Annotated in this window: 11 protein-coding genes; 9 read left to right on the forward strand and 2 right to left on the reverse strand. The window is 67.8% G+C overall.

Annotation, left to right across the window (positions count from 1 at the left end; all coding sequences use genetic code 11):
- Positions 1 to 34 precede the first annotated feature (34 nt).
- Entirely contained in the window at positions 35 to 2,677 is a 2,643-nt protein-coding gene (locus UA75_RS11325; RefSeq protein WP_157434118.1) for a S8 family serine peptidase, read from the forward strand.
- Positions 2,678 to 2,772: 95 nt separating this feature from the next.
- Here the strand turns inward: UA75_RS11325 and UA75_RS11330 are convergent, their stop codons facing one another.
- Complete coding sequence (locus UA75_RS11330) at positions 2,773 to 3,066, reverse strand: hypothetical protein (RefSeq protein WP_075740215.1); 294 nt, start codon at positions 3,064 to 3,066, stop codon at positions 2,773 to 2,775.
- A 261-nt stretch (positions 3,067 to 3,327) separates the two neighbouring features.
- Between UA75_RS11330 and UA75_RS11335 the strand changes: the two genes are divergently transcribed.
- The 7 genes from UA75_RS11335 to UA75_RS11360 all read left to right on the forward strand — a co-directional run bounded on the left by UA75_RS11335 (position 3,328) and on the right by UA75_RS11360 (position 10,825).
- Positions 3,328 to 4,191, forward strand: a complete 864-nt coding sequence (locus tag UA75_RS11335) for a helix-turn-helix domain-containing protein (RefSeq protein ID WP_075740216.1) — start codon at positions 3,328 to 3,330, stop codon at positions 4,189 to 4,191.
- 2 nt (positions 4,192 to 4,193) lie between these two features.
- Positions 4,194 to 4,373, forward strand: coding sequence for a DUF397 domain-containing protein (locus UA75_RS11340; RefSeq protein ID WP_075740217.1), 180 nt, complete (start codon positions 4,194 to 4,196; stop codon positions 4,371 to 4,373).
- 239 nt (positions 4,374 to 4,612) lie between these two features.
- A complete protein-coding gene (locus UA75_RS32750) occupies positions 4,613 to 5,296 on the forward strand; it encodes a hypothetical protein (RefSeq protein ID WP_157434119.1) in 684 nt (227 codons plus the stop codon).
- 92 nt (positions 5,297 to 5,388) lie between these two features.
- Positions 5,389 to 5,661 (forward strand): hypothetical protein, encoded by a 273-nt coding sequence (locus UA75_RS11345; RefSeq protein WP_157434120.1) that lies wholly within the window; start codon positions 5,389 to 5,391, stop codon positions 5,659 to 5,661.
- A gap of 179 nt (positions 5,662 to 5,840) precedes the next feature.
- Complete coding sequence (locus tag UA75_RS11350) at positions 5,841 to 6,125, forward strand: hypothetical protein (protein WP_157434121.1); 285 nt, start codon at positions 5,841 to 5,843, stop codon at positions 6,123 to 6,125.
- Positions 6,126 to 6,618: 493 nt separating this feature from the next.
- Entirely contained in the window at positions 6,619 to 9,096 is a 2,478-nt protein-coding gene (locus UA75_RS11355) for a S8 family serine peptidase (RefSeq protein ID WP_075740220.1), read from the forward strand.
- Between the two features lie 841 nt (positions 9,097 to 9,937).
- Entirely contained in the window at positions 9,938 to 10,825 is an 888-nt protein-coding gene (locus UA75_RS11360) for an LLM class F420-dependent oxidoreductase (protein ID WP_075743678.1), read from the forward strand.
- Between the two features lie 256 nt (positions 10,826 to 11,081).
- Here the strand turns inward: UA75_RS11360 and UA75_RS11365 are convergent, their stop codons facing one another.
- Positions 11,082 to 11,888 (reverse strand): S1 family peptidase, encoded by an 807-nt coding sequence (locus UA75_RS11365; protein WP_075740221.1) that lies wholly within the window; start codon positions 11,886 to 11,888, stop codon positions 11,082 to 11,084.
- Positions 11,889 to 12,351: 463 nt separating this feature from the next.
- Here UA75_RS11365 and UA75_RS11370 point away from each other — a divergent pair, with 463 nt between their 5' ends.
- Positions 12,352 to 13,545 (forward strand): aminotransferase class V-fold PLP-dependent enzyme, encoded by a 1,194-nt coding sequence (locus UA75_RS11370; protein ID WP_075743679.1) that lies wholly within the window; start codon positions 12,352 to 12,354, stop codon positions 13,543 to 13,545.
- Positions 13,546 to 13,564 lie beyond the last annotated feature (19 nt).

Genomic DNA, 13,564 nt, shown 5'->3' on the forward strand with positions numbered 1-13,564 from the left:
CCGACCTTGCCGTCTCGCTCGACAAGGAGGATCGGTGTCTGAAACCCGCACCTCGGCACGATGGTCAAGACGGGGCACGAAGGGATTGCGCGGTGCATCCGGTCTGGTGCTCGCCATGGCGGCCGCATTGTTCGCGGCTGGCACGGTGCCGTCGATCGCGCAGCAGACCGACATCGACGATGACCGGGCGTCGATCGACGCCGACGTACTCGAGGTCCTCCACGAGCAGGGCACCAGCGACGTCTGGATCGTCCTGGAGGAGCGGGCAGACCTGTCGGCCGCCTCGGAGGTGTTCGATTGGGCCGAGCGGGGCCAGGCCGTCGTCGACACCCTGCGCGCGACCGCCGGGCAGAGCCAGGACGAGGCGGTCACGCTGCTCACGGCCGAGGGTGCGGACTTCACGCCGTACTGGATCTCCAACCGCATCCTCGTCCGGTCCGCCTCCGAGTCACTGGCCGACTCGATCACCCGGATACCCGGTGTCGACCGGGTCTCGCTGCCGACCGTGCTGGCGATCCCGGAGCCGGTCGATCAGCCTGCGGCGGACGCGGCCGTCGACGGAATCGAGTGGGGCATCGACTCGATCAACGCCGACGACGTCTGGGCGGACTACGGCTTCACCGGCGAGGGCATCGTGGTCGGCAGTGTGGACACCGGCGTCGAATTCGACCATCCAGCGCTGGTCGGCTCCTACCGGGGCAACCTCGGCAACGGCGGCTTCGACCACGATCACCACTGGTTCGACCCCTCGAACACCTGCGGTTCGCCGTCGACCGTCCCCTGCGACAACCACGGCCACGGCACCCACGTCACCGGCACCATGATCGGCGACGACCGGGCGGGCAACCAGATCGGCGTGGCACCCGGCGCGCAGTGGATCTCCGCCAAGGGCTGCGAGGGCGGCACGGGCTGTTCGGAGAGCGCGTTGCTCGGTGCGACCCAGTGGATGCTGGCCCCGACCGACACCGACGGGCAGAACCCGCGCGCCGACCTCCGGCCGCACATCGTCAACAACTCGTGGGGGGTCCCCAACGGCCCGGCCGTCGACTCCACCTTCGACGAGGTCATCGCCGCCTGGGACGCCTCGGGAATCTTCGCCCTGTTCTCCAACGGCAACTCCGGTCCCGGCTGCGACACCATCGATTCACCGGCCGATTCGATGCTGGCCTACGGCATCGGCGCCCACTCGGTGAACAACACCATCGCCAACTCCTCCGGCCGGGGGCCCGGTGCGGACGGCACGATCCGGCCGAACATCACCGCTCCCGGCGTGAGCGTCCGCTCCGCCCTGCCCGGCGCGCTCTACGGCGCCGCCAGCGGCACCTCGATGGCCGCCCCGCACGTCGCGGGATCGGTGGCCCTGCTGTGGTCGGCCGCGCCGAGCCTGATCGGCGACGTCGAGGCCACCCGAGCCCTGCTGGACACCACCGCCATCCCGGTCAACGACACCAGTTGCGGCGGAACCCCCGAGGACAACAACGTCTGGGGCAAGGGCCGACTCGACGTCCTGGCCGCCGTGGACGCCGCGCCGCGCGGTGACGCAGGCGTCCTGACCGGCACCGTCACCGACTCGACCACCGGAGAACCTGTTGCCGCCGCCAGAGTCGCGGTGTCCGGCCCCCAGAACCGGGCCGTGGTCGCCGCAGCGGACGGCACCTTCACGCTGATGCTGCCCGTCGGCGACTACGCGGTGACCGGCACCGTCTTCGGCTACGCCGAGAACGGGGCATCGGCCACCGTCCTCGCCGACCAGACGGCGACGGTCGACCTGGCCCTGACCGCCCTGCCGACCCACGCCGTGTCCGGCCGGATCTCCGACTCGGGGGGCACCGGGCTGGCCGGTGTCGAGGTGGTCTTCGGCAATGGCGAGCTGCCCTCGTCGACCACCGACGCAGGCGGCGACTTCGTGTTCGACGCCGTCCCGGCAGGCACCCACCGCCTCGCCGCCCAGGGCTCCGGCTGTGCCGAGCCGCAGGCCAGGGACGTGGTCGTCTCGAACGGCGACACGGCCGTCGACTTCACCCTCGCCGACGTCACCGATGCCTACGGCAACTTCTGCCGCGTCCAGGACGGCGCGTTCCCTGCCGGGGACACCCGGTTGGCGTTGAGCGGCGACGACGCCTCGGAGACGGTCGCCCTGCCCTTCCCGATCACGTTCTACGGGCAGCGCTACGAGCAGGCATTCATCGCGACCAACGGCTTCCTCAGCTTCGTCTCCGCCGCCACCGCCGCAGGCAACACCACACTGCCCAACCCGCTGTTGCCCAACGGCTCCGTCTACCCGTTCTGGGACGACCTGGTCGTCGAGGGAACGGGCGGCGTCTTCACCGGGGTGTCCGGCGCCGAGGGCGACCGGGTGTTCGTCGTGGAGTGGCGGGATGTCCGGCTGGTCGATTCGCAGGCCGAGATCACCTTCTCCGTCGCCTTCCACGAGGGTGGCGGCCTGGTGTTCGGCTACGCGGACCTGCCCCCCGACGAGCCGACCGCGCTCGGCGGCTCGGCCACGGTCGGCATCGAGAACTTCCGGGGCAGCGACGCGTTGCAGTACTCCTTCAACACGCCGGTCCTCACGGCCGGGACCTCGATCCGGTTCCACCAGCCCGACACGGGCGTCGACCGGATCTCTGGTCCGGCACCCGCGCCGTCGGCGTTCCGAGGCCGAGATCGGCCCGCCTGACCGGGTGGATCGAGTGGGCTGAGCCCGCCGGGGCGGCAGGCAGCCCCGGTGTCGTGCCTGGACTCGGGCGGCCCGGCCGACGCTCCGGCCGGAGATCAGCGCTTGTCACCCGCCGGCCGCTGCTGGGCGACCATGGCGGCCAGTGCCGCCCGACTCTCGGCGAGTGCCTTCTCATACTTGGCCTGCTGAACCTCGCGGGTGTGCAACAGCGAGTCGAGCAGGACGGCGTAGGACGAGTGATGCAGGTCCAGCATGACCCGCTGGTTCACCCCGAAGGACACGTTCACCTCGGTGCCGTCCGCGCTGACGTGGACCTCGACGGGGGTCTCCTCCGGGATGGTGATGGACGAGTGCGTGCTGATCGCGTCATCGCTGACGAACGAGGCCATGGCGATACCTTCTTCCCTGGTCGATGCAGTCTGATCACCCGTCGGCCCCGGATGGGGTGGGCGATAGGGTTTCGTGAGAGATCGAAACCAAGAGACTTATGTCTCTTGTCATGAACCTAGTGAGACTTATGTCTCTTGTATGTCCCCTGTTCGAGTGGTGCTTGTGGCGTCTCCGGCCAGCAGGATCAGGGCTCGACAGTTTCGACCCCGACGAGCTCTGACCGAGACGAAGTCCTGACCCAGACGAGGAGAAGGTGTGCGGTGAGCAGCGGCAGGCAGACCGTGGAGAGACGCCAGCTCGGCCTCATGCTCAAGCGGCTGCGTGAACGCGCGGGTCGTTCGCAGGCCGAGACCGCCCGCGCCATCGGCAAGGATCAGGCCCGCCTGAGCCGTGTCGAGCTGGGAACCGGTTCGCTCAGTCCCGATGAGATCGCTACGCTGCTGGACTTCGTCGAGGTCGATGCGGAAGAACGGGCGACGGTGCTCTCGCTCGGTGCCGAGACACGCAAGCGGCAGCGTCGGCGCGGTTATACAGACCTGCTGCCCGGCGATTTCGCTCGGCTGGCCGATCTGGAGGCTGATGCAGTCGAGATTCGCGGCTATGATGCCGGTGCTGTTCCAGGCCTCATGCAGTCACCTGAGTATGTTCGGGCATTGTTGAACGCGGGAAACAGTGTCTGGTGGGAGTCTTCTGAGGAGGAGCTGGCCCGGCGGGTCGATTTCCGGCTAGCTCAACAGAGGCGGGTCATCGAGGCGACGTCGCCGAAGAAGCTCCATTTCGTTTTCACGGAAGATGCTCTGCATTACGTCGTCGGCTCGCCTGCCGTGATGCGTGGTCAGGTGCTGCACCTGCTTCAGCTCGGCGAGCTAGTCTCGGACATCACGATTCAAATTTTGCCGTTTGGTGCAAAGGATAATCCGGCTCCTGGCGGCGGCCTGATCCTCTTGGACTTTATCGCTGCGCCCGCCATTGGCTTTGTTTCGGTCTTGTTTGGGCCGTGTACCTATCATGATCAGAAGCAGGACATCGACGCAATGGCTCGGGCCTTCGGCCGGGTATCTCAGCTGGCGTTGTCACCCGAGGAATCACGGGGTCTTCTGATCAAAAGACTGAAGGAGCAGTAGATATGCCATATGACACTGGTTGGTTTACCAGCAGCAGAACTACCCCTGCCAGTAACAACTGCGTTGAGGTGCGAATGACCGAACCGACGGTCTTCGTGCGCGATTCCAAGAATCCGGGTGGCGGTGTTCTGGCGGTGACGCCCGCAGCGTGGGCCGCGTTCTTGCGGCGATCTGCGGGCTGACGCTCGCCTCGTCACTCTTACGGGTGGTCCGTTGCCGATCTTCACGTCCGGGTTGATCAGCTTTGGCACGCTCAGGCCGCGAGGGGTGCGCGGTGTCGTTGGAGGAAGTGTCTGCCGGGTTGGCTCGAACGCTGGCGCTGATCACGGAGGCGCGATCGGCTGCGGTCGTGGCCTCGGCTGCCGCACGCGACGGGGCGGAGCTGATGGCTGTGGGAACTCAGGGGTCCCACAGTGACGCAGTGGCCGCCGCGTCGCTGATGCACGATCGGACACAGCCGGAACTGGGTGCGGCGGTGGAGACCTTGACCGCAGCGGAGGAGCTGATTCGCGGCTATCGCCGAGACGTTCTCGGCGAAGTCGGCGACCCTTCCGTTGTCGTCGCCGACATTGCAGACACCTCCGCCGCCGACCGCGGAAATCATGACGACTTGCCGCGCGCAGTACCAACAGCCACGACGGAAGCCGAAAACTCACGCCGTGCCAAGTTGATTGCCGAAGCCCGCCGCCAAGGCCTGAAGATCTCGGCTGAAGAAGTCCGGTTTATCGGCGTAGATCCGAACGGTCGTATTGTCTGGATTGAGAACGGTTGGCATGACGAAGAGTCGAATGAGGGAGCTGGCTTGGCGCATATCATGTCTCACGCGAACGAGTTCACGGAGAAGGGTATCGGACGCCCGGCGATTGGCGCATTCGTACTTGCCGCCATCGTGCGTGGCCAATACAGCGGATATGATCAAGGGAAAAGGCGGACTTCTCGTCCCATTTTCAAGGTGAACATCGATGATGAGGATCGATATGTAGGTGTTCAGGTGGGAAGTAACGGATTCATCATTGGGGCGAATATGCGCAGCTCGCGAAACCCCTATCGGGGAGCGCGTCGAAATGAAAGAGCTAATTACGATGCGACTTATCGCGGGTGGTGAGAGTAGTGCCAGACGATGAGATCGTCTCTGTGACCCTCTGGGCTGAGCTTGGTGCAGGCCCCCTGTGGGTCACCTTCGCGGACGAACCTCAGATGAGAGTGCCGCTGGACGTCGAGGAGTTTCAGCGTTACCTACCGCTGCCTGCTTCTCTGGCACAGGCGATCACGTCCTGGGACGACGAGTTGACCGCGATCTACCGGGGTGACGACCCTCAATTGTGGCGGTTCGAGTCCCCCGCTGTCCGGCAGGACTGGCAGGGCCGTGGTCGAACACTGGCCGAGCACCTTGCCCGAGAACTACCCGACGACATGACCATCGGTTACTTCGGCACCGAGATCATCCGGCGTGGAACACGATCTTTTTAACATGCTGCCGCTCGGAGGACGGCAGTTTGATCCACTACTGAAGCTGGATTTTGGTCCAGGGCACCTGATTTCTTCTCGTCAAGGGCCACACACGATAAAGTGAGGCCCCGATGGAGGCCGATCGCGATGTTTTCGTCTCGGTGCATGTCAGTTCCGAGTGGGGTGCTGATCCTCTCTGGGTGGTGACGACGACGAACTCGGTCCGCACGCCGTGTCCGATCGACGCCTTCCGCACGAGATACGGGATCTCGGCGGGCCTCGCGGACGAGCTGGCCGGCTGGGATCAGGCATTCCTGGACACCTACCGTCCGAATGATCCGCTCGAATCGGGGTTCGACACCGAGGCCGAGGCGGTGGCGTGGGATGAGACCGGCCGGAGACTGGCGATCAGGCTCGCCGGGGAGCTGCCGGACTCGGTTCGGGTGATCTACCGCTCGGACACCGATGAGGTGGTGCGTGCGTGACCGGACCGCCAAACAAGAGTCGCCTCGTCGCCTAGGTGGATTATCGGGCCAACGGGTCGGTCGGTCCGGCAGCGTGTTCCGCCCCTTGATATCTCGGAACCGGACAGCCCGCTGATTCGCGGCGCAGGCTTTCGGGCAGGGTTCCGATGCCCGAAAGCCTCTGGTTCGCAGGCTGAGTCTGCTCGACTCGTGATCGGCGGGCAGCCGTGCGTTACGTTGCCGTGGCCGTGGTGAACACCCGATTTTGTCACGCCGACAATGACCCTGAATTCGGGTCCCGTCGGGCATTCCGCCGAATCGTCTCACTAAGACCGTGCGACCAGCGAGGTCAGACCGATGGGCGGGCCCTGTCCCGTCGGCGATTTCAGAGTGACCGGTAGCGGCGTCGGTATCCGGCTTACCAGGAGGATCTTCAGTGTCTAGAACAGTCATTCCGAAACGCGCGAGAAGACGTTCCGCGACCTCGCCGAGGTCGCGGAGGTCGATCGGTCTGGTGTTCACGTCGGTCGCGCAACAGCCGGACGAGCACGGCGCCCAACCTGCTTCGATCGATGCCGACGTGCTGGCGGCGTTCGCCCAGCAGGACTCCGCCGATGTCTGGATCGTCCTGGACGATCAGGCTGATCTGTCGGCGGCGGCAGGCGTCGCCGACTGGGCGGAACGCGGTCAGGCCGTGGTCGACACGCTGCGCGGCCACGCCGAACGCACGCAGGCCGATGCCGTCGCGCTCCTGACCGAGTCGGACGCGGACTTCACGCCGTACTGGATCTCCAACCGCATTCTGGTCCGCGACGCCTCCGAGTCGCTGGCGGATTCGATCGCCACGGTGCCCGGCGTCGAGCGTGTCGCGCTGCCCACCGAACTGGCGGTGCCGGAACCGACCGAGACCACCGAGAACACCCCGGCCGACACCGTCGAGTGGGGCATCGAGTCGATCAACGCCGATGACGTGTGGTCCGAGTACGGCGTCACCGGCGAGGGCATCGTCGTGGCGTCCATCGACAGCGGTGCCGAGTTCGACCACTCGGCACTCGTCGACTCGTATCGGGGCAACCTCGGTGACGGACGCTTCGACCACGACTACAACTGGTTCGACCCCATGGCGGACTGCGCCGCTCCGTCGCTGGTGCCCTGCGACAACCACCGGCACGGCACCCACGTCACCGGCACGATGGTGGGCGAGGACGGTGCGGGCAATCAGATCGGCGTCGCGCCCGGTGCCCAGTGGATCGCCGCGAAGGGCTGCCTGTACCTCGGCTGCCCGGACGTCGGCCTGGTGGAGTCCGGGCAGTGGATGCTCGCACCCACGGACCTGGCCGGCGAGAATCCTCGCCCCGACCTGCGGCCGCACGTGATCAACAACTCCTGGGGCTCGCCCGGCGGCACGGTCCTCGACCCGTGGTACGACGAGATCAGCGCCGCCTGGACCGCTTCGGGCATCTTCGGTCTCTTCGCCAACGGCAATTCCGGTCCGGGCTGCACCACGTCGGGGGCGCCTGCGCACTCGCCCGAGTCTTACGCCGTCGGTGCCTACGCGGCGGACGGCGGCATCGCCGCGTTCTCCAGTCGGGGACCCGGGCCTGCGGGCGACATCCGTCCGAGCATCGCCGCACCGGGCGTCGCCGTCCGCTCCTCGGTCCTCCGGGGCGGCTACGCGAGCCTCAACGGCACCTCGATGGCCGCCCCGCACGTGGCGGGCGCGGTCGCGCTGGTGTGGTCGGCGGCGCCGAGCCTGGTCGGCGACATCGAGGGCACCCGGGCGCTGCTGGGCGCCACGTCGATCGACGTCGACGACACGAGCTGCGGCGGCACCGCCGCCGAGAACAACGTGTGGGGCGAGGGCATGCTCGACGTCCTGGCCGCCGTCGACGCGGCACCGCGCGCCGAGACGGGCGAGCTCACCGGCACCGTGACCGACGCGGACACCGGCGAGCCCCTCGGCGGCGCGAGGGTGACCATCGCGGGCCCGCAGCACCGGAGCATCGTCGTGGGGACGGATGGAACCTTCACCCGACGGCTGGCGGTGGGCGACTACACCGTCACCGGCTCGGCGTTCGGCTACGGCGAGGAGAGCGGCGCCGCGACCGTCGTCGCCGACGAGACCACCACGTTCGACACGGTCTTGACGATCCTCCCCACCCACGACGTGCGAGGCACGGTGTCGGACTCCCGTGGTGTGGTCCTCGACGGCATCGAGGTCGCGATCGGCCGAGGCGTGCTGCCGTCGGAGACCACCGGTCAGGACGGGGGATTCGTCTTCGAGTCGGTCCCGGAGGGCGCCTACGAGCTGTCCGCCACCGGATCGGGCTGCCTCGTTCCCGCCGCGAGGGAGGTGGTCGTCGCGGGCGACGCCGTGGTCGTCGACTTCACCCTGCCCGACGTGACGGACTCCCACGGCCACTTCTGTCGCGACGGCGGGGACGTCTTCATCGCCGGTGAGGACCGGCTCAGTCTCACCGGCTGGGACGCCGTGACGACCGTGACACTGCCGTTTCCCGTCGACTTCTATGGCGAGCAGTACAGCCGGGCCTTCGTCAGCTCCAACGGCGTCCTCAACTTCCTGGCGCCGTCGCCGGGCGGCGGCACCACCCCGCGGATACCCGCGGCTGCCGCGCCGAATGCCGTGGTGGCTCCCTTCTGGACCACGATCAACGTCGAGGCGACCGCAGGCGTCTACACCGGGCTTTCCGGGGAGCCGGGCGAGCGGGTGTTCGTCATCGAGTGGCGTGACGTACGACCGCTGAGCTTCGAGCCGGAACTGACCTTCGCCGTGCAGTTCCACGAGGCGGGCGGGATCGTCTTCTCCTATGCGGACCTGCCCGCCGACGACCCCGTCGCGCTGGGCCTGCGGACCACGGTCGGCATCGAGAACGCCGACGGGACCGACGGACTGCAGTACTCCTACCGCGCCCCGGTCCTGTCCTCGGGGACATCGATCCGCTTCGACACGCTCGACATCGCCGCGGGCTGATCGGCCGGACACCCAGGATGTCGCCTGCCGAGATGCGGCGTCTCGATTCCCGGGGATCGAGACGGACCTGACCCGGTAGCGGCGGCCGCACCGGATGATCGGCAGCGGGCGTCGGACGAAAACGATCGTCCGGCGCCCGCGTTCTCGCGTCAACAGCGCACGCGGAGACACCCGATGCGTGGACGTGCGGAATACCGCAGCGGTTGATGTTCGGCCCGCAAGGCAGCGGACTGCTCGATGTCGATTCTGTCCGCACCGCATCCGGATTCCCGGCGAAAGAATTCGAGCCGTAGAAAGAGGAAAGCGGCCAAGAGGGACGCTTCGCGATCTCTTTCCCGCCGCGCTCGGGCCAGAGTGGACAGTGTTTCCGGCATTCGGGTGAACGAATTGACCACATCTTCCCTACGCGATATCGGAAACCGTGAATCCGCTTCGGCGGCGCGTGCTCGGCAGGCCACAGGGCCGCCGGAGCTGTGGTATCCGCGATCGACGCTGGTCGAAGGGTGCAATGAACACGACTCCGGCGCCGATCCCATTATACCGGGAGATGATCTCCCCGGCCAGTTGACGAAGATCATGCCTGCGGTGCGAATCCGGCGTTGCCAGGCACGAGCGGCAGCCGCGATCGAGGGCTAGGGTCGTCGGTGTACGGCAGGTCGGCGGTGGTCGTACCCGGCGTGGTCGCCCCGGTGGCGACGCCGAATGGGGCACGCCTCTCCCCGTCGGATCGTCCGGCGATTCACCGTCATTCCGCCTGCTTCGCCGATGCCCGCACGGAACCGCGCGGGTGCCGGCTGCCTCGTACCGAATCGTTCTCCTTCGTGAGGAAGGCACCGCATTCATGGAGCTCGGCTTTCATCTCCCCATCTTCGACATCGACGGCGGCACCTCCGCCATCGCCGGTGAACTGGCCAGAGTCGGCACGGCGGCGGAGGCGTCCGGTGCAGTCTGGCTGTCCTTCATGGACCACTTCTTCCAGATCGAGCAGACCGGCCTGCCTGCGGAGTCGAACATGCTGGAGGGCTACACCGCACTGGGCTTCCTGGCCGCCCACACCACCACGATCGAGCTCGGGCTGCTCGTCACTGGGGTGACCTATCGGCATCCTGGCCTGCTAGCCAAGACCGTCACCACGTTGGACGTCCTGTCCGGCGGGCGTGCGGCACTGGGCATCGGTGCCGCGTGGTTCGAGCGCGAGCATCTCGGGCTGGGCGTGCCGTATCCGCCGGTGGCCGAACGGTTCGAGCGGCTGGAGGAGACGCTGCGCATCTGCGGGCAGATGTGGGACGCGGAGAACAACGGATCGTTCGAGGGCAGGCACTATCAGCTGGCCGAGACGATCTGCGCACCGCAGCCGATCCACCGGCCGAAGGTCCTCATCGGCGGCGGCGGGGAGCGCAAGACCCTGCGGCTGGTCGCGCAGTACGGCGACGCCTGCAACCTGTTCGCCTCCTCGACCGAGGAGGTCCGCCACAAGCTCGACGTGCTGCGACGGCACTGCGACGACGTGGGCCGGGACTACGACGAGATCCGAAAGACGATCCTCGCCTCGGGTCTCGAGCCGGACTCGGCCGCCCACGACGCATTCGTGCGGACGATGGCGGACTACGCCGAACTCGGCGTGCACACCGCCATCGTGACCCCGACGACCGGTTCACCTGCCGCCTGGATCGACGGCGTCGCACCCGTCGTGCCTCGGCTCGCCGAGCTGGGGGCGGCGAGGTCCTGAACCCGGTTCTGCGCGGGCGGGGCCGTCGCGGGGCGGCCCGCGTGCCCGGCCGAGCGGGTCCAATCGGGATCGGCCCGAGCACGGAGCGGACGGGCGGGACCGACACACGGCGGGATCGAGCGAGACGCTGATCCGGGTCCGGCCCGCTGCGGACGGCAGGCCGGGACGTCTGCGTATGGCGGGGTGAGTCCGCCTGCGAGACGACGGCGGCGGGCAGGAGGAGGGGCCTGCCCGCCGCCGAAGCGAAGGGTGGTGATCAGGAGGCGATCTGCGCCTCGATGTCGGCGGTGTAGGCGCCGACCCGCGTGTAGACGCCGGGGAAGCCTGCCTGGGCGCAGCCTCGGCCCCAGGAGGTCAGGCCGACCAGCACGCCGTCCACGACCAGCGGTCCGCCGGAGTCGCCCTGGCAGGCGTCGATGCCGCCCTCGGGATAACCAGCGCAGATCATCGAGTCGCTGCCGTAGGAGCTGCCGTAGGCGTCGGAGCAGGTGGCATCACTGGTCAGCGGGACCACCGCCTCCAGCAGGTACCGCGAGCTCGATCCGGTCTCCGTGGTGCCCCAGCCCAGGACCGTCGCGGAGTTGCCCTGCGCGTAGAGGGCGTCGTCGGCCGACGACGCCAGATCGATGGTCTCGTAGGGCAGCGAGGTCTCCAGCGTCAGCACCGCGACGTCCTCGCCCGAGGTCGCCGTGACGTAGTCCGGGTGCACCCAGATGTCGGTGACGCCGACGACCTCGCCTGCCGTGCCCTGCTTGTCCTCGCGGCCCGCGACCACGTCCACCGAAGACGGGCTGTCGCCGTCCACGCAGTGCGCGGCGGTGGCGACCTTGTCCGGGGCGACGAGCGCGCCGCCGCAGAACTGGAAACCCGTCGACGTGGCGAGGTAGACCGTGTACGGGTAGTCGTCGATGGACGCCCGCTCACCGCCGATCACCCGGGTCTCGATCGGGTCCGTGGCGGGGTCGTCGGCCGCCGTCGCGACGCCGAACCCGGTGACGCTGAGCGACACCGCCGCCAGTGATGCTCCGAGCAGCGTCCGCAGGCGAGGCAGGGTGATCGCCATGTGGTTCTCCTTCGTCTCATGTTCCTGGTCGAGCGCCTTTCACATCAACAGAGACGGTGAATCACTGACAATCGTCCGTTTGGGTTACCTAGCACCGATAGGGGGCCTCGAGAGTGGAACCGGTGACGGAAATGTCATCTGGGGCGAACGTGATCACCCGAAATATGTGCTCAGTGACGATTCCGATGCGAAGAGTGATCACAATGTGTCGTCCAGTGAGGACCGTCGCAGGTCCTTCGGCGCGACCGGCCAGACGCCGCACATTCCTCACTGAGCGTGATCAATCTTCGGGTTGATCGGCGCGGCCTGCCTGCGACGCGACGGGTGTCCGGCCGCCTCGTCCTCGTGCTGCGGACGGGCGAACGGGGCGCGTCCCGCGCGGTCCGCATGGGCTGCGCCCGGCCGACGCGGTCCGGTGCTTGCCCGCCGTCGACGCGACCGGTATCCAGAGACGATGGTCTCGATGACGGATACGGACGTCGCCAGGGCGCGAGCCCTCACCCTGGGCTGTGGTGAGGTCGTGCACCTCAACAACGCGGGGGCGGCGCTGCCGCCCGCGCCCGTCACCGACATCGTCGTGGAGCACCTGCGTGCCGAGGCGATGCGCGGCGGCTACGAGGCCGCCGAGGAGGCGGCCCCTCGCGTCGACGCCGTGTACCGGTCGATCGCCGCCCTGATCGGAGCCGAGACCGAGGACGTCTCGATCACCGACAGTGCCACCCGTGCCTGGCAGGCGGTGTTCTACTCGATCCCGTTCGTGCCGGGCGACCGCATCCTGACCTGCAAGGCCGATTACGCCAGCAATGCCATCGCGCTGTTGCAGACGGCGCGGCGGACCGGCGCCGAGATCGAGGTCGTCGCCGACGACGAGAGCGGCCAAGTCGATGTCGAGGACCTCCGCCGCAGGCTCGACGGCCGCGTCCGACTGATCACCATGACCCACGTCCCGACCCAGGGCGGCCTGGTCAATCCGGCCGAGCAGGTCGGCGAGATCGCCGAGGAGGCGGGCATCCCCTTCCTCCTCGACGCCTGCCAGTCCGCTGGTCAGCTCGAACTCGACGTCGCCCGGCTGCGCTGCGACGCGCTGAGCGCCACCGGCCGCAAGTATCTGCGCGGCCCGCGCGGCACCGGCTTCCTCTACACCAGCCCGCGACTGCGGAAGAAGCTCGAACCGGCGGTGCTCGACCTGCACTCGGCGACGTGGACGGCGCCCGACGCCTACCAGGTGCACGAGGACGGCAGGCGGTTCGAACTCTGGGAGAAGAACGTCGCTGCAGTACTGGGACTCGGTGCGGCGGTGGACCACGCGTTGTCCTGGGGCCTGGACGCCATCGAAGAGCGGGTGAGCGGGCTGGCCGCAGGCCTGCGCACCGCGTTGGCGGACATTCCCGGCGTCACCGTCCATGATCAGGGGGTGCGCCGCTGCGGGATCGTCACCTTCAGCCTCGCGAGCCTGCCGTCGGCTCGGCTGCGGCGGCTGCTCGGCGCGGAGAACATCAACACGAGTCTGTCGCGGCGTGAGTCCGCCCAGCACGACTTCACCGCGCGCGACCTGCCGGAGATGATCAGGGCGTCGGTGCACTACTACAACACCGAGGACGAGCTGAGCAGGCTCGTCGACGCGGTGGCGCGGTCGTCGAGGCGCCGGGCGGGCTGAGGCGTTCTTCCCGCGCGCC

This window comes from Actinoalloteichus sp. GBA129-24 (assembly GCF_001941645.1).
In the GTDB taxonomy this organism is placed as follows: domain Bacteria; phylum Actinomycetota; class Actinomycetes; order Mycobacteriales; family Pseudonocardiaceae; genus Actinoalloteichus_A; species Actinoalloteichus_A fjordicus.